At 52.8% G+C, this 20,771-nt stretch carries 16 protein-coding genes and 2 riboswitches; of the genes, 2 read left to right on the plus strand and 14 right to left on the minus strand.

From position 1 onward, the window contains the following. Window positions 1–52: 52 nt before the first annotated feature. From FJQ58_RS07910 to rbsK, 3 genes are all read right to left on the minus strand, one after another. Window positions 53–622: a TetR/AcrR family transcriptional regulator gene (locus tag FJQ58_RS07910; RefSeq protein WP_139992049.1), complete on the minus strand. Its 570-nt coding sequence runs from the start codon at window positions 620–622 to the stop codon at window positions 53–55. 17 nt (window positions 623–639) lie between these two features. Continuing rightward, window positions 640–1,350: an MBL fold metallo-hydrolase gene (locus FJQ58_RS07915; protein ID WP_139992051.1), complete on the minus strand. Its 711-nt coding sequence runs from the start codon at window positions 1,348–1,350 to the stop codon at window positions 640–642. Between the two features lie 80 nt (window positions 1,351–1,430). Further along, window positions 1,431–2,357: a ribokinase gene (gene rbsK / locus FJQ58_RS07920; protein WP_139992052.1), complete on the minus strand. Its 927-nt coding sequence runs from the start codon at window positions 2,355–2,357 to the stop codon at window positions 1,431–1,433. 85 nt (window positions 2,358–2,442) lie between these two features. Here rbsK and FJQ58_RS07925 point away from each other — a divergent pair, with 85 nt between their 5' ends. Further along, entirely contained in the window at window positions 2,443–2,985 is a 543-nt protein-coding gene (locus FJQ58_RS07925; protein WP_139992054.1) for a hypothetical protein, read from the plus strand. Between the two features lie 26 nt (window positions 2,986–3,011). On the opposite strand, the gene FJQ58_RS07930 is transcribed toward FJQ58_RS07925, so the two are convergent. Further along, window positions 3,012–4,292: an adenylosuccinate synthase gene (locus tag FJQ58_RS07930; protein ID WP_139992056.1), complete on the minus strand. Its 1,281-nt coding sequence runs from the start codon at window positions 4,290–4,292 to the stop codon at window positions 3,012–3,014. 110 nt (window positions 4,293–4,402) lie between these two features. Between FJQ58_RS07930 and FJQ58_RS07935 the strand changes: the two genes are divergently transcribed. Continuing rightward, window positions 4,403–5,281, plus strand: a complete 879-nt coding sequence (locus FJQ58_RS07935; protein ID WP_139992058.1) for a LysR family transcriptional regulator — start codon at window positions 4,403–4,405, stop codon at window positions 5,279–5,281. Window positions 5,282–5,340: 59 nt separating this feature from the next. Here FJQ58_RS07935 and atzF read toward each other — a convergent pair whose 3' ends face one another. The 10 genes from atzF to FJQ58_RS07985 form a co-directional block, all read right to left on the minus strand. Beyond that, window positions 5,341–7,101 (minus strand): allophanate hydrolase, encoded by a 1,761-nt coding sequence (gene atzF / locus FJQ58_RS07940; protein ID WP_139992060.1) that lies wholly within the window; start codon window positions 7,099–7,101, stop codon window positions 5,341–5,343. Further along, on the minus strand, window positions 7,098–10,733 hold the full coding sequence (gene uca / locus FJQ58_RS07945) for an urea carboxylase (RefSeq protein WP_139992062.1): 3,636 nt from the start codon (window positions 10,731–10,733) through the stop codon (window positions 7,098–7,100). Before uca ends, atzF begins: the two co-directional genes overlap by 4 nt. Before the next feature lie 59 nt (window positions 10,734–10,792). Further along, complete coding sequence (locus tag FJQ58_RS07950; RefSeq protein ID WP_139992064.1) at window positions 10,793–11,443, minus strand: urea amidolyase associated protein UAAP2; 651 nt, start codon at window positions 11,441–11,443, stop codon at window positions 10,793–10,795. A gap of 33 nt (window positions 11,444–11,476) precedes the next feature. Then, entirely contained in the window at window positions 11,477–12,196 is a 720-nt protein-coding gene (locus FJQ58_RS07955; RefSeq protein ID WP_139992067.1) for an urea amidolyase associated protein UAAP1, read from the minus strand. 42 nt (window positions 12,197–12,238) lie between these two features. Next, window positions 12,239–12,409: riboswitch (guanidine-I (ykkC/yxkD leader) on the minus strand. 55 nt (window positions 12,410–12,464) lie between these two features. After that, a complete protein-coding gene (locus FJQ58_RS07960) occupies window positions 12,465–13,265 on the minus strand; it encodes an ABC transporter permease (RefSeq protein WP_139992068.1) in 801 nt (266 codons plus the stop codon). 6 nt (window positions 13,266–13,271) lie between these two features. Further along, entirely contained in the window at window positions 13,272–14,285 is a 1,014-nt protein-coding gene (locus FJQ58_RS07965) for an ABC transporter substrate-binding protein (protein WP_139992070.1), read from the minus strand. 77 nt (window positions 14,286–14,362) lie between these two features. Further along, a riboswitch (guanidine-I (ykkC/yxkD leader) is annotated at window positions 14,363–14,516 on the minus strand. A gap of 146 nt (window positions 14,517–14,662) precedes the next feature. After that, window positions 14,663–16,444: a cache domain-containing sensor histidine kinase gene (locus FJQ58_RS07970; RefSeq protein WP_139992072.1), complete on the minus strand. Its 1,782-nt coding sequence runs from the start codon at window positions 16,442–16,444 to the stop codon at window positions 14,663–14,665. Beyond that, the gene (locus FJQ58_RS07975; protein WP_139992074.1) at window positions 16,441–17,982 is read right to left on the minus strand and encodes a response regulator; all 1,542 of its coding nucleotides are present in this window, start codon (window positions 17,980–17,982) and stop codon (window positions 16,441–16,443) included. The genes FJQ58_RS07970 and FJQ58_RS07975 overlap by 4 nt, the downstream gene beginning before the upstream one ends. Before the next feature lie 129 nt (window positions 17,983–18,111). Further along, a complete protein-coding gene (locus FJQ58_RS07980) occupies window positions 18,112–19,773 on the minus strand; it encodes an extracellular solute-binding protein (RefSeq protein WP_139992076.1) in 1,662 nt (553 codons plus the stop codon). Between the two features lie 77 nt (window positions 19,774–19,850). Beyond that, on the minus strand, window positions 19,851–20,747 hold the full coding sequence (locus tag FJQ58_RS07985; RefSeq protein WP_139992078.1) for a carbohydrate ABC transporter permease: 897 nt from the start codon (window positions 20,745–20,747) through the stop codon (window positions 19,851–19,853). Window positions 20,748–20,771: the final 24 nt, after the last annotated feature.

The following is a 20,771-nucleotide window of genomic DNA, read 5'->3' on the forward strand; positions in this document are numbered from 1 at the left end:
ATAGGCGTCAAGGATAGCTTATTTTTTCTTCACACACACTAATCGCTTTCAATCACTGCTCATGCATACGTAACCCGTGAATATAGGTTTGAATGATGATGTTCAAGCTTTCATCAATCGGTTGCGGCATGCCGAAGCCGCCCTTTTGCTCGATAGCTGCAAATCCGTGCAAAATGCTGCGGAAACCCCTTACGATATGAATGGACGTTTCGCGGTCCAGCTTGTAGAAGCTCAGCCTGTCCACAAGCAGCTCGACCAGCGCCTGCCCGCTAGCCGCATAAGCTGCATCATCCGCATCCGGCGAGCGTAAAGTAAGCTCATATAAGCCTGGATGCTTCCTAGCGAAAGCGATATACGCGGCAGCGATCGCGTGAATGGCCTCATCGCCCTTTTTGCCCTCTAAAGAGCCATTAATCGCATCCGTCAGCTTACCAAGACCATAGATCGCAAGCTGGTTCCGCAAGCCCTTTAATCCGTTCACATGGTTATATAACGAAGGGGAACGAACGCCAAGCTTATGCGCAAGCGAGGCCAGCGTGACCTCCTGTATGCCCTGCTCATCCGCGATTGCGGCCGCCGCTTCAACAACCGTCGTTAAATCAAGCCCTTTTCTAGGCGACATGCTTACAGCTCCCTTCTTTAATTTGACAAAGCCCGCTCTGCTTCTGCAATCGCCTTATCCATGTACTGCTTTGGCTGTTTCACCATATTGCCATGCCCAGCGGCAAGCACCGACGGCTTCAATTCGCCCAACCGGCGAGCCGACGCCAAACTTGTGCGTTTGTCCCAGGTAGCCAGCGCCGGAAATGGGAATAGCAGCTTCATCTGCCCCGCGACCGCTACGCCTGCTCTGGTTTGGAAGGCATCCCCAACGATCAAAATATGATTTCTTGTATCAAGAAAGGCCATCGAGCCTGGCGTATGACCCGGCGCGGCTACAGCGAGCAAAGAACCGACGCGGTCTCCGTCTTGCAGCAAGATATCCGGTATCGTCCGAACCTGCTTCGGAACGCCACCGCGAATCGGCGTATTCGGCTCTCCCGGCTCCAACGAACGGTCACCGCGAAGCAGCTTCGCGTCCCGTTTGGAGATATAGACCTGCGCCTTCGGCAATTGCTCCTTAAGTCCGTCGAGCGCGCCGATATGGTCATCATGGGCATGGGTCAATACGATCCGAGTGATTGGCTTGCCCAGCTGCTCCGCCGCTTGCAGAATCGCTTTGGCATTGCTTGAAAGCGCCGCATCGACAAGCGTTAAGCTGTCCTCCTCCTCCACCAAATAGCAATTAACCGGAAACAGGTTCGGCAGGTAAGTGAGCTGGACAACGGTCTTCTCACGTGTCATTCGCATTAAAATCGGCCTCCTCAAATAAAAACTAATACCATTAGTTTTATAATAAACTAATGATATTAGTTTTGGCAAGCCCCATTTTATTTAGCCGATTCGTTTTGAAGGAACGCCTCAATTTCCGTTTTGTTTGGAATCGATGACTGTGCTCCGGCTTTCGTTACGGCAAGCGCCGCTGCGGCAGAGGCAAATGAGAGCGCCTGCTCAATCGGCAATCCCGCTGCGCTTGCCGCCGCATAAGCGCCAAGGAAGGTATCTCCCGCTGCCGTCGTATCGACCGGCTTCACCTTATACGCAGGCACGGCTGCTGTATCGCCCTGAGCATTTTTATAAAAGCAGCCTTTCTCCCCTAACGTAATGATTACGCTGTCGGTGCCCTTTGCCAATGCCCATTCCGCTGCGGCTTGTGCCGACTCTGCGTCCTTGACCGCCAAGCCGGTTATGACAGCTGCCTCTGTCTCGTTCAGAATTAGCGTATCGAGAAGCGGAAACACCGCATCCGGAATAGCTTTTGCAGGGGCTGGATTGTATAACACGCGTGTCCCGCCTGCACTTGCTCCGGCAATGACCGCCTCGGTCGTTTCCCATGCAATTTCATTTTGGAGAAGTACCGCATACACATTGGACCAATCGCCAGCGCTTGCAGCCGCATCCTCTGCCGTAAGCTTGCCGTTTGCCCCTTCGGACAGTACGATATGGTTTTCGCCCGCTTCATTTACGGTTATAATTGCGAAACCCGAGGAGCCGTTCTTGCGTAATACTTGGTCTGTAGCAATTCCATCATTATGCAGGGCAGCAACCAGCGTTTCTGCGAAGGGGTCCTCCCCAACTGCGCCAATCATCGAGCAGCTTGCGCCCGCTCTAGCTGCCGCAACGGCTTGGTTAGCACCCTTGCCGCCAGGAAAAAAAGACGTTTCCTTGCTTGGTATCGTTTCTCCAGGCAGCGGAAACTCGGTGACATTACTGACAATATCCATATTAATACTTCCGACAACGAGAATTTTCTTCATCGAGCGTGCCTCCCTTTCAATTTGAAACACAAATTTATGTTTTTCCGGGTATGTCCCCATTTTATCAGAAGGAGTAGAATTTCACATGATTACCGCCTTTATTATTGCCTGTGAAATCGGTTTTTGGGTGTTCGTGCTTGCCGGTTTAGTGTTTCGTTATGTATTCCGCTTCAAAAAGGCTGGTACCCTGCTGCTTTACAGCACCCCGCTTATCGATCTGGCACTCGTCATTGCCACTGTCTATGATCTGCGCAGCGGCTCCGAGGCCACCTTCGCACATAGCTTGGCAGCCGTCTATATCGGCGTATCCATTGCCTACGGGCACAAGATGATCAAGTGGGCGGATGAACGGTTTGCCCACCGCTTTGCCGGCGGTCCTGCGCCAGCAGGCAAGCCAAAGTACGGCGCAGCGCATGCACGGCATGAACGCAGCGGCTGGCTTCATCACTTGCTTGCTTGGATCATAGGCGGCGCCATCTTGTACGGCATGATTCTGATGGTTGGCGATGAATCGCGGACCGAAGCTTTGTTCAACGCCCTGCGGCTTTGGTCGCTCATCCTCGGCATCGATTTTCTGATCAGCTTCAGCTACACGTTATGGCCGCGCAAAGAAAAAGCAGTATCCTGACAAACAGGATACTGCTTTTTTAATGTTTACAGCATAATAAGCTGCTCGCGTTTCGGCCCTACCGATACGCTTCCGACCCTCACCGAGGTAGCTTCCTCCACAAAGCGGACATAACGCTGAGCCGCCTCCGGCAGCTGGTCAAAGCTGCGCACGCCCGAAATATCACAGCGCCAGCCCGGAAGCCGCTCCAATATTGGCTTGGCCAAGCCAAGCTTCGCTGTAACCGGGAAAGAGTCCTTGATCATTTGTCCATCCATCTCATAAGCGACGCAGACCGGAATCTCGTCCAAATATCCGAGTACATCCAGATTGGTCAGCGCAATTTCTGTCGCCCCCTGCAGCATGCAGCCATAACGGGAAGCTACCGCATCGAACCAGCCCATCCGCCGCGGCCGTCCCGTGAGAGCGCCAAACTCCCCCGCATCTCCGCCCAAGCGGCGAAGCTGGTCCGCTTCCTCTCCAAACAGCTCGCATACAAAGGGGCCCGCCCCTACGCAGCTGGAGTATGCCTTTACAACCGCAATGATACGTGTAATGGCATAAGGCGGCAGCCCAGCGCCAACTGGCGCGAAGCCCGCAAGCGTGGACGAAGAGGTTGAATACGGATAGATGCCATGATCGGGGTCACGCAGCGCGCCAAGCTGACCCTCCAGCAGAATTTCCTCCCCGTTCCGATAAGCGTCATGGAGCAGTCTGCTCGTATCGCAAACATACGGACGCAGCTTCTCCGCCTGCACAAGCAGCTCGGGCAGCAGCTCCTCTGCTTGGATGGGCGCCCGGCTGTACAGCTGCTCCAGCAGCACATTTTTGGCTGCCAAGGATTGCTCAAGCCGCTGCAATAGCTGCTCCTCTTCATACAAATCAGCGACTTGAACGCCTAGCTTTGCATATTTATCCGCATAAAAAGGGGCGATTCCCCGCTTTGTGGAGCCAAACCCTTTTGCCCCGAGCCGCTCTTCCTCAAGCTCATCAAGCAGCCGGTGAATAGGCAGCACGACCTGGGCTCTCTCCGAGATGCGGATCCGCGGCTCCGGCACGCCTCTTGCGAGCAGCTCACCGTGCTCCTTCAGCAGCATGTCGATGTCCAGCGCGGCGCCTGGGCCGATCACATTCGTAATCCCCGGGTGAAATACGCCTGATGGCAGCATATGAAGCGCAAACTTCCCATAGCCGTTAATAATGGTGTGACCCGCATTGCTGCCGCCCTGATAACGCACGACATAAGCTGATCTTGCGGCCAAAGCATCCGTCAGCTTCCCCTTGCCCTCGTCTCCCCAATTCGCTCCCACTATCGCTGTTACCGTCAATCCAATCGCCTCCGTTACTTGTTTTCCCTTTACCTGGTTCATTATAATGGAAGCATTAACATAAAAATAATTGATATTTCTAATATCTTATATTAGGTGAGGTTATGGATATGATCGTGAATATGGAATGGTACCGTGTCTTTTATTGGACGGCTAAGACAGGGAGCTTGTCGCGCGCTGCAGAGCAGCTTTATATTACGCAGCCTGCCGTGTCCCATACGATTAAGCAATTGGAAGCGAAGCTCGGCGGGCAGCTTTTTTTTCGGATGGCTAAAGGGGTAAAGCTGACAACGGAGGGAGAGGTTCTGTTTCGTTATATCGAGCAGGCCTACACGTTCATGGAAACCGGCGAGCGGATGCTGGCCGAAATGCATAGCCTGCAAAGCGGGGAAATCAGCATTGGAGCCAGCGATACGTTGTGCAAGCATTATCTTATGCCTTACCTGGAGCAATTCCACAACCAATATCCTGATATCCGGATTCGCGTGACCAATCGCACCACACCCGAGACGATTGCGCTGCTCAAGGAAGGAAAAATCGATTTCGGCATCGTGCACATGCCGGTCTCCGATCCACTGCTGGACTTTCGCATAAGCATGCCGCTTCAGGATATCCTCGTGGGAGGCAAAGCTTGCTCCGGGCTCGGCAGCAGCGGACTCGAGCTCGCGAGAGTAAGCGAACACCCGCTCCTGCTGCTGGAGCAGGGGGGCAGCACGCGCAGATTTCTGGATGAATGCGCCAAAGCCGCAGGCGTCCAGCTGACGCCTGAGCTTGAGCTTGGCAGCTTCGAGCTGCTTGCCCAGTTCGCCAGAAGCGGCTTCGGCCTTGCGTTTCTTATTCGGGAGTATGTGAGGGATGAGCTCCGCTCAGGCGAGCTGATCGAAATCCCGCTGCAGCCGCCTTTGCCTGCGCGCAGCATTGGCATTGCCACGCTGCGCGGCGTGCCGCTGTCAGCGGCTGCAAAACGGTTCTTGGAGCTGCTGCCTTAAGCGGGTATAGCACAGCTGGATGAGCACTTCGGATAAAATACTCTCCTAAGATTTATGATTTATGATTGCGGTAGGTTGCGCCAGCCGCCATATGCGGTTATATCCTCCGCCTCCTCTGCTGCATAGGCTTCGCATACAAAGCCGGACACCTCCGACCCGTCCATCAGCTCTACTTTGCCAATGCCCAGCGGAGCTGGAATGGATGACGTCAATGCACCGAACGCAGCCAAAGGCATTTCCCACAATTCAAGCGCAACGGTTGCCCCGCCCTGCGCCTGCTTAATCATGCCCGGCTTCGCTGGCGACGTTGGCAGCTTAACCAGCCGGTAGCGCGGAGCAGAGCTTGCCTCCCGGACAAAGCGAGCCCGCAGCGCAAGCATCTGCTTCTCCAGCGGATATCCGCGCATATGCAAGCCGCAGACAGCCACAGTTATTTTGTCATCAGCTCTACGATCCGCTCCATTTCGAGCAGGCTCCTGAAGAAAAGCCCGGGCCCCAGCCTCGATTAGATGTTCATTCTCCGCAAGCGCGAACAGCGTGATGCCAAACGGCAGACTTGCCCCAGCCGCATCGGAAGGAATGGCCACCGCGCACAAATCCAGCAGGTTGCAATGGTTTGTATAGCGCCCCATATCGCTATTTGCCCGGTACGGTTCCGCTCTCACCTGCTCGCGTGTCCATGTGCCTCCGCAGGTAGGCATGATCAACACCGCATCGCGCAGCAGCTGTTTGGCTTGCCGCTTATATTCCTGCAGCTTATGCATCGCCCGGAACAAGGAAGCCGCATCGTATTCCGGCAATGCCCCCGTACGCAGCACCTGCTCCGTAACCGCTGTAGCAGCGCCAGGATGAGCCTCAATAAATTCGCCTAAATCCGCCCAACGTTCCGCAACCAAAGGCCCCCCGTACAACAGTTCGGCTGCATCCGCAAACAGCTCGTAATCCACGTATTCAATTGGAATATTCAATTGTTTCACACGTTCGAGGGCTGCAAGCCAAGCTGCCTCATATTCCGCTGCAAACGGCCCATAAAAAGCGACGCTTTCCTTCGGCAGGCAAAGCTTGGCAGGCCGCTTAGCTTCCGCTTTGGTAAACTCTCGGGACCACGGATCTCCTTCATGAGCCCCTCTAACAGCATGATCCACAAGGAGCGCTTCTCCCAAGCTGTGCGCAAACACCGTAACGCAGTCCAAGCTTGCACAGGCAGGGACAACCCCTTGGAGCGGCCATGAGCCAACGCTTGGCTTATAGCCCACAAGCCCGTTAAGCGCAGCCGGCACACGGCCTGATCCCGCCGTATCGGTCCCAAGCGAGAATACCGCTTGGCCGCGCGCGACAGCGACTGCCGAGCCGGAGCTCGAGCCGCCGCTAATCAACTCCGGACGGAGCGCATTATGCGTCTCGCCATACGGACTGCGGGTGCCAACGAGCCCCGTTGCGAATTGATCCAGATTGGTCTTGCCGATTGGGATAGCGCCTGCATTTACGAGGCGTTCCACAACCGCCGCATGCTCCTCCGGCCGATAGCTGAATGCTGCGCAGCCTGCCGTAGTTGGCAAACCGGCAACGTCAATATTATCTTTGACAGCGAACGGAATGCCCCAAAGCGGGGCCTCTACCGGATCAAGGGCAGCCAGCCCCTCCAGATAAGGCGCCAATGCTTCTACAGTTGGCGGCGTGATCCAAATGTTCATCGCTGCATCCGTCTCAGCCCTGCGAATAATTTCCTCCATAACAACCGCTGGCGTCACTCGGCCGCTTGCATAGCTGCCTTGCAGCCATTCTAAAGTCAGGTGATCCGGAAAGGCTACCGTAGTCATACCGCCACCTCCGTTTCGTTATGCTGAGTAATACCAACGATTAACTGGCCGGTATGCACTTGATCGCCAGGCGCCACATACACGGAGCATACTTCTCCATCAACGGATGCTTGCTGCGAAAACTCCATCTTCATACTTTCGACAATCATCAGCGTATCGCCCTTTTTGACGTAATCGCCCGGACGCACCAGCACCTTCCATACGCTGCCCGGCATCGTGCAGCGAACAGCGGCTGCCCCTTCCTGCAGCGCCTCCTCCTGTTCCGCCCGGTCCGGTTCTGCTTCCGCCACATACTCGGCAAGCCCAAGCGCCTTCCAGCTCTCGCGCTCCGCTTGAAAGGCCGCTTGCTGCTTCTCTTTGAAGTCCGCGGCGCTTTCCTTAATCTCCTCCAGAAACGCCAGATATTCCCCTAAATCAAACGTCGTTTCCGTAATATCCGCTTCATATCTGCCGCGCAGGAAATCCTCGCGCAGCCGCAGCAGCTCATCAGCCGTCACCGGATAAAACTGAATTTGGTCAAAAAATCGGAGCAGCCAAGGCTTGCCAGGCTTAAAGCTCTCCGTGCTTCGCAGCCTGTTCCACATTTGAATCGTACGCCCGACGAATTGATAGCCGCCTGGGCCTTCCATCCCGTATACACACATATAAGCGCCGCCGATGCCAACCGCATTCTCCGGCGTCCATGTACGCGCAGGATTATATTTCGTAGTCACCAGCCGGTGCCGCGGATCAATCGGCGTGGCTACCGGCGCTCCCAGATAAACATCGCCTAGCCCGAGCACCAAATAGTTCGCTTCATATACAATTCGCTGCACGTCCTCCATATGCACCAGCCCATTCACTCGTCTGATGAACTCGATATTGCTTGGGCACCACGGCGCATCCGGCCTTACCGTTTGCTGATAACGTTCGATGGCGAGCTGCGTTGCCGGATCATCCCAAGAAAGCGGCAGACGGACAATTCGCGACGGCACCTGAATCGTCTCCAGCGGCGGAAGCTCACTATCCAGCTTCAAGATAAGGCCGCAAGCTTGGCTGACGGTCATTTGGGAACGGTCGATATGCACCTGCAAAGAGCGAATGCCCGGCGTCAAATCCAGTACCGGAATTTCGCCTGAAGCTTCGATTGCCTGCATCAACGCATGCGCTTGGAAGCGCAGCAGCAGGTCCAGCTCAAGCTCGCCATATTCCACTAACAAATTCTCGTCGCCGCTGCAGCGAATTTGGATCGGAAAGCGGCGGCCCTCTGATTCATGGACGAGAAGCGGATAATCCGGGCTCATCGCTTCCCCTGCCGCAGGCAGCTCTGCGGAAGGCAAACCCTGACGCAGCCCACCCCCTATGGCCTCTAGGCTTCGCTCTTGCCCATCACGAAGTTCATCGGCTTCCTCCAATGTCAGCAGGTGAAACCGCACCTTGTCTCCGGCATGCAGCTGCCCAAGCTTCCAGAACTGCGCCGATGCCGTCGTCACCGGGCAGACGAAGCCGCCCAAGCTAGGTCCATCCGGTCCGAGCAAAATCGGCATATCCCCGGTCAAATCAAGTGTTCCAATCGCATACGCATTATCGTGGATGTTGGACGGATGAAGCCCGGCTTCCCCGCCATCCTCGCGCGTCCACAGCGGGGGAGGCCCAATCAAGCGAACCCCGGTCCGCGAGCTGTTAAAATGCACCTCATACGCCGTCTCGGACAGCTCCTTCAAATATGCTGGCTTCAAAAACTCTCCCGTACAATGTGGTCCAGGAATAACGCCGATCGTCCATTCCCTCCCCATTTGCGGACGCTCGGGCAGCGCTAGCTCCTGCAGCACCGCGGGCTCTGCGCCTGCGTTTAAGCCAAGCACATCCCCCGCTCGCAAAGCACGGCCGCCATGACCGCCGAAGCCGCCAAGCGTAAAGGTCGCCGAGCTGCCTAGAATACGCGGCATATCGAACCCACCTGCGACAAGCAAATACGTTCGCAAGCCCATTTGCGCCTCGCCGAAGCTGAGCACTTGCCCACGTTCCGCGTACGTCGGCTTATAAAGCTCCACGATCTCGCCGCCCAGCTTCGCCTCCATATCCGCTCCAGTTAAGCAAAACCAGGTCCCGCTGCGAAATTTATAAGAGCCTCCGCGCAGGGTGAGCTCCAGGCCAGGGGCTGCGTCCTCATTGCCAAGCAGCTTATTGCCGATGCGGAAGGAGTACGGGTCCATCGGTCCGCATGGCGGGACGCCAACATCCCAGTGGCCGACCCGGCCCGGCCAATCCTGCACCGTGGTTTGCACGCCGCCGTCCAGCACTTCTAGCGCAAGCTCGGCAGGCTCGAAGCCGTTTAACAGCTGCGTATACACCTGTCCGCCAGCTACCTCCGAATCCTGCAAAAGTGCCTGCAAATATTGCAGATTCGTCGTAAGGCCGTACATTCGTGTCTCGCCAAGCGCATTAACCAGCTTCTCGATCGCTTCCTCCCGGCTCGCGCCGTGCACAATGATTTTGGCCAGCATCGGATCATAAAGCGTGGTAACCGTCAATCCGTCCCTCACCCAAGTCTCATTGCGGGCATGGGCCGAAAATACAGCTTGATCCAGCTGGCCCGCGCTGGGACGGAAGCCCTGCAAACAATCCTCCGCATAAATGCGGGCTTGGATGCTGTGGCCCACGGGCGCTTTCACCAGCGATTGCAAGTTCGTCAGCTCATGCGCCGCTTCCCGAACCATCCATTCCACCAGATCAATGCCGAGCACCTCCTCGGTTACCCCATGCTCCACCTGCAGCCGCGTATTGACCTCGAGGAAATAAAAATCGCCAGTCTCCGGATCGTACAAGTACTCAACGGTACCCGCGCTTCGATAGCCTGCTTCGGCTGCAAGCCGCTTTGAGCATTCGAACATCGCCATCCGTACCTCATCAGTCAAGTTCGGTGCCGGGCTTTCCTCAATAACCTTCTGGTTGCGGCGCTGGATTGAGCAATCGCGCTCGCCCAGCGCAACCACCTCGCCAAAGCCGTTGCCGAATATTTGCACCTCTACGTGGCGCGCTCTAGCAATATATTTTTCCAGAAACAATCCGCCGTTTTTAAAATGGGTTTCCGCCAGATGCTTTACGCCGTCATAGGCAGAGCTCAGCGCCTCACCGTCTGCGCACACGCGCATGCCAATGCCGCCCCCGCCTGCCGTGCTTTTCAAAATAACCGGATAGCCGATATTCCCTGCTTCCTCCAACGCTTCTTCGAGCTCCTTAATCAGCGCCGTTCCCGGCAGAAGCGGTACGCCTGCCCGATTCGCTATCTCTCTGGCCGAATGCTTCAGTCCGAACATTTCCATCTGCTCGGGCGTCGGCCCGATGAACACAATGCCTTGCTCGCGGCAAGCGCGGGCAAAGTCCGCATTTTCGCTAAGGAAGCCATAACCCGGATGAATGGCCTGAGCGCCTGTTTCCAAAGCGGTTCGCAAAATCAAATCCGCATTCAAATAGCTCTCTTTGGCCGGTCCTTCGCCGATGAGCACAGCTTCGTCCGCCTGATCGACATGCAGGCTGTCTTGATCTGCTTCCGTATAGACGGCTACCGAGGCGATGCCTAGCTTGCGCAGGGTGCGCTCGATTCGGACGGCGATTGCGCCGCGGTTTGCGATTAATATTTTAGTGAACATCGTACCCTCTCCTCGCCTTATCGTTATATTAATCCGTTAGTAAGAAAACATCAGCCATGTCAGGCATGCCAGATAAGCACCCGTACCGGCGTTGGGTTATAGGCGTTGCAAGGATTGTTGAGCTGCGGGCAGTTGCTGAGCAGCGCCGTCGTGCGGCATAGCGACTGAAGCTCCACATAAGCGCCTGGCGAGGATACGCCGTCCGCAAATTGCAGCCCGCCGTCTGCCGTTACCGGCACGTTCATGAAGAAGTTAATATTGGGAGCCAAGTCACGTTTCGTGTAGCCCTCGTTTCGCTTCGCGAGCTGCAGCATAAACGTGTCGCGGCAGTTGTGCATATGAAGCTTGTCATGGGCATATCGCACCGTATTGCTTTGCGCCGAGCAAGAGCCGCCAACGGTATCGTGCCGGCCGCAGGTATCCGCGACGATGCGCAGCAGCTCCTTGCCGGATTCCGAGAGCAGTACCGAGCCGGCCGTCAAATAAAGGTTGCCTTGCCCTGCGATGGTCGCAACCGCACTGTAATGGTCCTCCGGATGGTCGGCGTCGTAGAACAGCGTGTCGGCCGCTTGGTTGCCAGCTAAATCAACGATGCGCAGCACCTGTCCCGGCTGCAGGTCATACATCCATCCGTCACCCGCTTCAATCACCTCATCGTAGATGGCATCTTCTTCCTTGCGGGAGCTTTCTACCCGATTGAATACAGTCATCATCCATTCCTCCTCATCCACCATGTTTGTCTCTTACAATCCTTGCAGCAAGTAATATTGCTGCGTATTCTCATAGGCCCGGCGATTCTCGGGCCGAAAGTTAAAGCAATAGTCGTCCTCCCTAACCATATCTGCCGTAAGCACCTCAAGCTGAACAGGCACGGATGGATATTCGCTGCTCGGGTCCAGCGGATTCGGCGTATTCGACAGCACCAGCAGCACATCCATATCCGTTCGCAGCGTCACCTGCGCTCCGGCCGCGCAATGCGCCAAGCTAAAATGCATCCGCCCCTGCTCATCGCAGGACACCTTGGAGAACAGATTTACCGGCGGAACAAGATCCCGCACGCCGAGTCCATTTCGAATGAGCTCAACGGCGAAATTTTCTTCCCCGCTGCGATACCATTCATTCCGCTGCTCTTGATACGCGGTCCTGCCGTATTTTCGGTCTGTGGCCGCTCGGCTCGTATAACCGCTAATGGCATCATGCCAGCCAAGCTGATCCTCTACAAAACTGGCGAGCGACCGACCATTATCGCTCATGAGGATGTTGCCCTTGGTGAGATGGGCGGTGTACTGTGCTTTCAGCGTATCCGGCATATTGTAGCGCTCCGTCAGATCCTTTGCTTGATAGAGAAGCAAGGAAACGTTCGCTCCCGCTTCCAATGCGGTAAACCTCAGCAATCTCCCCCTGCTTATCAAGCCTGACCATTTGCCGCCCGGACGAATGATTGTATTCCAAGTCCCGTTCATGTTGTTTCCTCCTCTTGAAAATAAAGATAGCCCGGGAGTGTGATCTCCCAGGCTTTTATCCTTCCGTGTGCTATCGCGGGCCGATTAACCCTCGTGGGATGATGAACCTCCCCGCGATATGCCGTCTCTCGGACCAGACCTGAGCCGGCTGACGAGTATAAAGCAAAACATAAACCGTCAGCCGTCTTCAGCGGAACCCTAGACAGCTATTTCGTTCCCAATGGCAATCATGGGAACCTATATTCAATTTTCAGCTATTCCTATTTGCTTATGCCCAAGGAAACAAGCGGCGGTTCAAGAAAGCAAACACCCGATCGCTGACAAGTCCCAATAAACCGATGACGATAATTCCTACAAAAATTTCATCTGTATTCAGAAAGCGCTGCGCCTTCATAATTTGATAGCCCAGCCCGCTGCTTACGGCAACAAGCTCCGCTACGACAAGATACGTCCATGCCCACCCTAATATTAGGCGGAGCGTATTCATCAGCTGTGGCTGAATTGCCGGTATAATAACTGTTTCGATCGCTTTCCACCTAGTCGCTCCAAGCGTGAAGGACGCATGCAGAAGGTCATGCGATACCCGGCGCGTAATATCCGATACCATAAGCACAAGCTGGAAGAAGCAGCCGATAAAAATGAGCAGCACCTTCGCCCATTCGCCGATACCCGCCCATACCATAATGAGCGGAATAAAAGCGACTGCAGGCATATACCGGATAAATTCCATCGGCGGCTCCACGAAGGCTTCACCGAATTTGAAGGTACCCGCAAATACCCCGATAGGGATACCAACCACACAAGCCAGCAGAAATCCCGCGGATACCCGGAATACGCTAATTCCGATATGCCCCCAATATTCCGGGCTGCCGAGATTCAGGATGAGCTGGATAAGCACGGCATGCGGCTTAGGAAGAAAAATCGGGTTAACCATTTCCGTATAGCTGAGCAGCGACCAAATGCCGAGCAGCAAGACGAAGGAGAAACCTGCCACAGCAGCAAACGGTCTCGGACCGATGTCTTTAAAAATTTGAAAGGTATGCGGTTTGCGTCTTATCGGCTTCCCCATCGTTGATCACTTCCCCGCTCTATTTTTGATGAACTGCGGGTCAAATAGCTCATCCACGCTGTCCAGCTTGTCGACCATGTCCAAATTGTGGAGGAATTCAGCTGTTTTCATGCCCGTATAACTAAGCGACGTATAATCCTCGCGTTTCTCAAACGCCTCAATGTTATCCTCTACGCCAAACAGCTTGATGCTATCGAGGCCAAGCTTAAAGTCCTCCGGCGTTGTCTCGGCCTTCTCGGCAAGCAGCTTAATCGCTTCCTCCTGATTATCCTCGTACCAAGCAAGCGCATCGAACCAAGCGTCGACGATCTTCTGTACCTCTTCCGGCCTTTTCTTCACCACGGAGTCGCGGAATACGAGCAGATCGGGAATAAGTCCCGGCGTTTCCTTGGATGAATAGAGCACCTTGCCCTTGCCTTCTTTGACCGCCGTCGTCTGGAACGGCTCCCACAGCACCGAGGCGTCGGTGTTGCCGGAAATAAACGCCGGGCCGGCATCGTTTACCGTCATGTTAACGTATTTGATATCCTTCTCATCCATCCCGTTTTCTGCAAGCGCGGTAAGCAGTAGAAAATGGTCCACCGTGCCTAGTTCCGTAGCAACCGTCTTGCCCTTCAGATCTTTAATCGAGTTAATCTCAGGCTTACTCACAATGGCATCTCCGCCGAAGGAGTTATCATTGACGAGCACGGCTTTAAGGCCAATTCCCTTCGATAACGGAGCCAGCGAATCGCTAAGCGTCTGGCTGTTCGCGTCTACTTTGCCCGCCGCGATCGCTTGCAGCGAATCGCTATATACCGGGAAAAATTCCAATTTCACGTTTACGCCATGCTTTTCGAAGAACCCCTTCTCCTCGACCAAATACCACATATACCAGCCCGGCCAAGGGCTAAGCGCAATCGTAATCGGATCGCCTTGCGCTCCTCCCGATGTTTCTTTTGTATTTCCTGAACACGCAGCCACGACCGACATTGCAATGATAAGGATAAGCACAAGCCCCGCTTTCATTGTTGCTTTCATTACTCCCCACTCCTGTCATCTTTTTAGTTGTCAGCTCCAACATTCTCTTTATAAAAAAACAAAAGCCCGGGAGAGTAATCTCCCAGGCTTTTATCCTTCCGTGTTATATAGATGAGCGGATGAATCCGAAACCATCTATACGCCGTCTCTTGGACCAGGCTTAGCCGCATGCCGAGCGTTTACTTGCGTTTACGCTGAGCCGCTGCTAACGGAACCCTAGACTGCTTGTCGTTCTCATCGTTTTGCTTTGAGAACCTTTATTCGATTGTCACGAAACCTTACGTTAAATCGAATTATAGTTCGGATCGTACGGATATGTCAACGTTTATGTTAGGTTTTATTACATATATTTAAATAAATAAAAAAACCGCCCTCTGTTAAAGAGGACGGTCAGACGTTTGAGCAGCAGTTTGTGCCGGAATGATGATCGATACGGATGTGCCAATGCCACGTTTACTGTAGATGCTTACCCCGTATTCCGCGCCGAAATGAAGCTTGATTCTCCCATCTACGTTGCGAATGCCATACCCTACGTTTACGCTCTCCACCGGGTCGGAAAGCTGACGCAAAATTTCCGGATGAATGCCGATACCATCGTCGATAATCTGGAAAGTAATCAGCTTCCCCTCTAATTTCCCAACGATGCGGATATTAATGCGGTCCCCATACCAGGCATGCTCCAGCGCATTCTCAATATAGGGCTGCAATATAAGCTTTACGGTCGTAAAGCGCAAGATATCAGGGTCCACATCAAACAGCACCTGCATGCCGTCACCAAATTTTGTCTTCTGGATGTTAATATAGGCGCCCACCTGCTCCAGCTCGTTTTTGATCGGAATGACCGTTCTTCCTTCGTTGAGTGACAGCCGATAAAATTTAGCCAAATCAAGCACCATCCGCTGCAGCTTGTCCACCTCTCCGAACTTGGCCAGCCGGCTAATCGAGGAAAGCGTATTATAGAGAAAATGAGGATTGATTTGCGCTTGCAGCGATTCCAGCTCCGCTTCCTTCTTCTGGATATTGGTCATGTACACTTCCTGGATCAGCTCATCAATGTTTTGCCCCATCTCGTTCAAGGCCACGGAGATGCGCGTAAATTCATCTTTCCCCTTGAAATGGATGCTCTTCTGGAAGTTGCCCTCTTGGAAGGCGTCGAGCACGCGGACGATCTTGGAAACCTTGCGGGAATAAAACCGGGAGATAAAGAGACCGGCAAACGAGAACACGATATAACACGCCAAACAAATCAGCACGGTCCATAATCGCACCTTTTTGGTCGCTTTCTCCATAATGTCCGTGGGTACGAGTGCAACAAGCTGCCAATTGAGCTGTGCAATCGGTTCATCCTGAATGACCCAATAATTCGCGATCTTCTCCTCGCTTAGCGTTTCGCCAAGCTTATAATCCGTATCTCCGGAGGAGAACATGATGCTGCGGTTCTCATCGATTGCGAATATTTTCGTACCCTTGCCGATCTTCTCGGAATCCACGCTCTCCAGCAGGTCCGTCAGCCGCAGGCTGATCCGAACGAAACCGATCTCCTCAAGCGTAATCGGATCATTCATATTGACAAGGCGCCGAAGCAAGGAGATGTGGCCAAATTTCGTATCCCCCTCAATTTGCTTCCACTGCATCGTCTCGCCGTAACGCTCCTTCGGATAATTCACGTACCAAGGATGATCCTCGATCCGTGAAATATGGTACAAATCGAACAACGGCCCCTCATTATTGAGCGGATCGGCATTTTTATAATCATGATAGATTTCGGGCAGCGTATCATTATGCAAATATACCGCCAACCTCATCTTATTGTTCGCTGCCTCGATGGTCGTCTGGATCTTTGGCAGCAGCTGCTTTGTCGTTGCCTCGTAGCTCACCCAGCCCTCCTCGTAGTGGCGAAGGTAGGAAGCCAGATTGCTGTCAAAATAAAGCATGCCCGAGAGCCGCGACATATCGTTCATTTTATAAGAGATATTGTCCTTCATCTGCTCCAGCGTGCCGTGGTTAATCTCGCGCGTACGCTCTTGAATGGAGCTTGTAAAAATAATATTCGCAGCGTAGCCAACCAGCAGCACCGGTATAATAATAAACAAGCTGTAGGTGAGCATCAGCTTAATGCCAAACGGAATGTAGCGATGCTCCTTCTTGTGCGTAGTCATGTTCGTCTATACTCCAGCGGCGTCATGCCGTACGTTTCTTTGAATTGCCTGCTGAAATAAGGCAGGTGGCGGTAGCCGACGCGGTCCGCGATTTCATATATTTTCAAATGGGTCGTTTTGAGCAGCTCGCATGATTTCTCCATGCGGAGCTGGATAAAGTATTCGCTGAAGTTTTTGCCGGTTTCCTCTTTGAAGATCAGCCCAAGATAATTCGGCGACAGCGAGAATTGCTCGGCCAAATCGCGCAGCGTAATATTATCATGCGTACGCTCTTTCATATAATCGATCATTTGCTTAATGATTTTCCAATTTTTCTTATGCTTGTTCGCTTGAAGCGTCTCTGATATTTCGTAGACCCTGCGTCTGAGCCATAAATGGATATCATTAATCGTCTCCAAATGCATGATGATTTCGTAATGGTCCAGCTCCATGCCCAGCAGTTGAAATACGTTTTCATTCGTTCGCTGCAAATAATTATCAAGCTTCATCACGATATAAAGCGCGTAGTTGCGCAGTGTAAACTTGGATTTTAGGTTTTTTGCCACTTGGAACAAATCATCCAGCTCGTCATGAATCCGCACAAGCTCGTAGCCTGACATTGCATCAAACAAAGCTTCCAGCTTGGCATCCAGATGCTTAACATCCTCCTTCTCCGATTGCCGGAGCTCGCCGTGGCCGATTACCCGTCCTTTGCCGTAAAACATTTTCAAATCAAGTGCTTCTATTGCTTGCCTGTACGAGCACTGCAGCTCCTTAATCGACGTACACGGTTCACCAACGCCCACAGTAATGGAGAACGATTGCAAGTCCCGAATCCGCCGTACGATGATTTCAGGCAGATTGACCTGATCCGTGCCCTCGATGAGGAACGCCACGCGCGCTTTGCTTATTTTGCAAATATGCCGAACGCCAAGCTCCTTGCCTACGGACACCACCTGCTGCATCTCGTCCTGCTCGGAGCGTTCCTCGTCTGCAAGCTTCCACGAAAGGTCATCAATTTCGATAACTGCGGCAAAGCCCGGCCACTTAAAGCGGTTCAATTCATATTCTTGATTAAGCACTTCAATCGTGTTTTCGTTACAAGGACCTTCCAGCAGCTGCAGCAAATATTCATTTTTGACGATCGGCACCATTTGCCCATAGGTATCCTGCCGCACCTGCTCCTTGTCCAAATCCTCGCGCACCTTAAGCAGGGAGTCGATCAGCTCCTGGTCATCCATCGGCTTCAGCACATAATTCACGGCATTCAATGATAACGCCTGCTTCACATAGCTAAAGTCCTGGTAACCGCTCACAAAAATAATTTTTATATCCTTGGATAGCTCAAGCGCCCTTCTGGCAAGCTCCAAGCCCGTCATATTCGGCATGCGGACGTCCGTGACAAGGATATCCACTTTCTCAGCGTCCAGCACTTTGCACGCATCAAATCCGTTCATAACGCCGGCTACAACCTCCATCCCCAGCTCTTGCCATGGAATAAAGGTGCGCATTCCTTCCAAATCAAGCCTTTCGTCGTCTGCTAGCAATACTTTGTACATGGTGTTATCAGCTCCAATTAGAAAAACGCGTAATGGCCTATTTACTCTTTAATATTGACGGTGGGAAAACGAAAACTCGGGTACACTAAAAAATCTTAGTATACCCGTCGTTTTATCAATCGCTATCGCTTATTGCGCTTTCATTTTTGCAAGGTTAGCTTGCCATTTCTCGGTTTTGAATGCAAGCAGCTTGTCATAGCCAGCAGCCTGCGCATCCTTTTCCGCTTTATCAAGAATGGAGATCACTTCTTCATCGTTCTTAGCGAACAATGCTTTCGCTCTCACTTCTAGGTATAGGTCCTCGATACGCTGGCGAATAATGCCTTCCTCCGTATCCGGCTGCGGATCAATGTTAATGAATTCCGTTGCGTTCGATTGCGTTTTCCAAGTGACTTCGCGTTGGTAGCGCGTCGACCAGTTTTGCTGCTCAACCGGCAGCGATTCTTCGAACTTCGCTTTTGTTGTATCCAGGAATACCGTGTTGCCTACCCAGTTCAGGTTAGTCGTAATCGCTTGCAGCTTGCCAAGCTCGCCTGCCTCGGACGTGTATTTGTCCGTGAAGATTGGCGTCTCGCCGTCAGCTTCCACGCCATCCCAGTAGATGCCTGGAGGGCCCCACATCAATGCGCTTTGTCCTTCAGCGCCAGTCAGCCAATCGTAGAATGCGAAGATGGCTTCCGGGTTTTTCGCTTTTTTCGTAATAACCGTAACGTTCCAACCTAGCATACCATATGTGCCAGGGAAAATTTTATCTTTGTCCAAGCCTTCTTTATGAATCGGCCAGATCATAAAATAACCAGCTTCCGGATCGTTCTTCACGAGCTCGGCATGAGCTTGCATCGCGATCTCTGTCGGGCTTGCCGCTGCGAATACCGCTACGCGGCCTGTCATTACTTTTTCCGTAATTTGATCAATCGTTTGCGTCATCGCATCCTGCGTGATCAGCTTCTCGCGGAAGAGCTTCGCCGTATACTGCAGGGACTCGCGATATTGCGGGTCAAGGAAGATCGAAGTCAGCTTGTCGCCGTTTGGCACGGCGCGCATGCCCGGATACTTCTGATCGTTCTCTTTGAATGCGGAGTACAAGACGTCAAGGCCTTGTCCATCCTTCGCCAAATGCGGCTCGTAAGGAACAACGTTCGGATATTTCTCTTTCACAAGCTTCAGGTAGCTGTAAAGATCATCCGTCGTTTCAAGCTTCGGAGAACCTAGCTCCGCATAAATCTTTTTGTTCACAACATAACCGGAGTTACCGTTTGGCTGCTTCGTATACCAGTTAGGGAACTGATAAAGCTTGCCATCCTCGGAACGAAGCATGTTAATGCCTTCTTCGCCCAGCCATTTCTTCAGGTTCGGATATTTATCCAAATAATCGTCGAACGGAACCAGCATGTCCGCGCTGCGGAGCTTCTCTACATCCACACGCTCCAGCCAGATTGCATCAGGCAAGTCACCGGTAGCAATCATCGTGTTCAGCTTCTGAGGTGCCGCGCCGCCAGAGTGGATCGGCTTCACGTTTACTTTCTTCGTATCTCTGATCCACGTACTTGTAATATCGCCGCCCCATGCCGGCATTGTATACCAGTCATAGTGGCCATAAAGGGTAAAATCAAGCTGTTCCTTGCCTAGTTCATAAACCGATGCGGGAGTATTGCTGTTATTTTCATCCGCTTTGTTGTTTGGCGTTTCTCCGCTTCCGGATTTGCCGCTGTTACCGCTGCAACCTGCCAATAAAGATACGGCCATAAAAGCAGAAATGAGTGGGACTAGCAGTTTACTTTTTGCTTTCATCTGTTTTAAATCCCCTTTCGAGCTCTTTTTTATATGTTCAAAGCTTTCGCTCTAAACGACTTTTCATACCATGCCGGCTATTCCTTCAATGATCCGACGAGTACACCCTTAACGAAATATTTCTGAACGAACGGGTATACCATAATGATTGGAATGGTAGCGACCATCATCGTCGCCATCGACAGTGACTTGCTGGTTACGGTTCTCATCTTGGCCATCTGGCCCTGAGCCGCTGAATCCAGCTGGGACATCTGATCCGAGACGATGTTCGAATTCAAAATTTGCTTCAGCATCGTTTGTATAGGGAGCAGCTTCTCATTGGTAATGTAGATACTTGGCCCAAACCAGTCATTCCAATGAAAAACAGCGGTAAATAGCGAAAGCGTAGCGATAACCGGTCCTGAGAGCGGAACGACGATACGGAAAAATATGCCCCAATTGCCGCTGCCGTCGATTTTAGCCGATTCTTCCAAACCTGCGGGCAAGCCCTGGAAAAAAGTCCGGAAAATAATCATGTTCCATACGCTAATCAGCGAAGGGATAATGAATACCCAAAACGTATTCATCAGGTGAAGCTCACGGATCAAGAGGAAGGATGGAATCAATCCGCCGCTGAAGTACATCGTAATGATACACAAAATCATGTAAAATTTGCGACCCATCAGCTCTTTCTTTGAGATGCCATAAGCAAGTATGGCCGTAAATAGAATGGAGGCAACCGTACCGACGACTGTCCGGGCGATGGAGACAAAGAAGGCGCCTACAAGCCGCTCATCCTTGAAAACGATCCCGTAATTCTCCAGCGTCCAGGCCCGCGGCCAAAAGGTGACGCCGCCCATCGCCGTATCGATGCCGGCATTAAAGGAAATGACCAATGCGTTCCAGAAAGGATAGAAGGTCATAAAAGCTAATAATGTTAGTATGATATAGATCGTGACCGTCATCACGCGGTCTCCAAAGCTGAGCCTGATCACTGCATCCTCCGCCTTTCCGGGCTA

This window comes from Paenibacillus paridis, assembly GCF_006345825.1.
Lineage (GTDB): Bacteria > Bacillota > Bacilli > Paenibacillales > Paenibacillaceae > Pristimantibacillus > Pristimantibacillus paridis.

Bases quoted from the DNA above. Each gene is read 5' to 3' on its own strand.
- uca (WP_139992062.1), bottom strand. From the start codon at position 10,733: ATGTTCACTAAAATATTAATCGCAAACCGCGGCGCAATCGCCGTCCGA.
- FJQ58_RS07970 (WP_139992072.1), bottom strand. From the start codon at position 16,444: ATGACTACGCACAAGAAGGAGCATCGCTACATTCCGTTTGGCATTAAG.
- FJQ58_RS07965 (WP_139992070.1), bottom strand. From the start codon at position 14,285: ATGAAAGCAACAATGAAAGCGGGGCTTGTGCTTATCCTTATCATTGCA.
- FJQ58_RS07955 (WP_139992067.1), bottom strand. From the start codon at position 12,196: ATGAACGGGACTTGGAATACAATCATTCGTCCGGGCGGCAAATGGTCA.
- rbsK (WP_139992052.1), bottom strand. From the start codon at position 2,357: ATGAAGAAAATTCTCGTTGTCGGAAGTATTAATATGGATATTGTCAGT.
- FJQ58_RS07950 (WP_139992064.1), bottom strand. From the start codon at position 11,443: ATGACTGTATTCAATCGGGTAGAAAGCTCCCGCAAGGAAGAAGATGCC.
- FJQ58_RS07960 (WP_139992068.1), bottom strand. From the start codon at position 13,265: ATGGGGAAGCCGATAAGACGCAAACCGCATACCTTTCAAATTTTTAAA.
- FJQ58_RS07935 (WP_139992058.1), top strand. From the start codon at position 4,403: ATGATCGTGAATATGGAATGGTACCGTGTCTTTTATTGGACGGCTAAG.
- atzF (WP_139992060.1), bottom strand. From the start codon at position 7,101: ATGACTACGGTAGCCTTTCCGGATCACCTGACTTTAGAATGGCTGCAA.
- FJQ58_RS07925 (WP_139992054.1), top strand. From the start codon at position 2,443: ATGATTACCGCCTTTATTATTGCCTGTGAAATCGGTTTTTGGGTGTTC.
- FJQ58_RS07975 (WP_139992074.1), bottom strand. From the start codon at position 17,982: ATGTACAAAGTATTGCTAGCAGACGACGAAAGGCTTGATTTGGAAGGA.
- FJQ58_RS07980 (WP_139992076.1), bottom strand. From the start codon at position 19,773: ATGAAAGCAAAAAGTAAACTGCTAGTCCCACTCATTTCTGCTTTTATG.
- FJQ58_RS07910 (WP_139992049.1), bottom strand. From the start codon at position 622: ATGTCGCCTAGAAAAGGGCTTGATTTAACGACGGTTGTTGAAGCGGCG.
- FJQ58_RS07915 (WP_139992051.1), bottom strand. From the start codon at position 1,350: ATGCGAATGACACGTGAGAAGACCGTTGTCCAGCTCACTTACCTGCCG.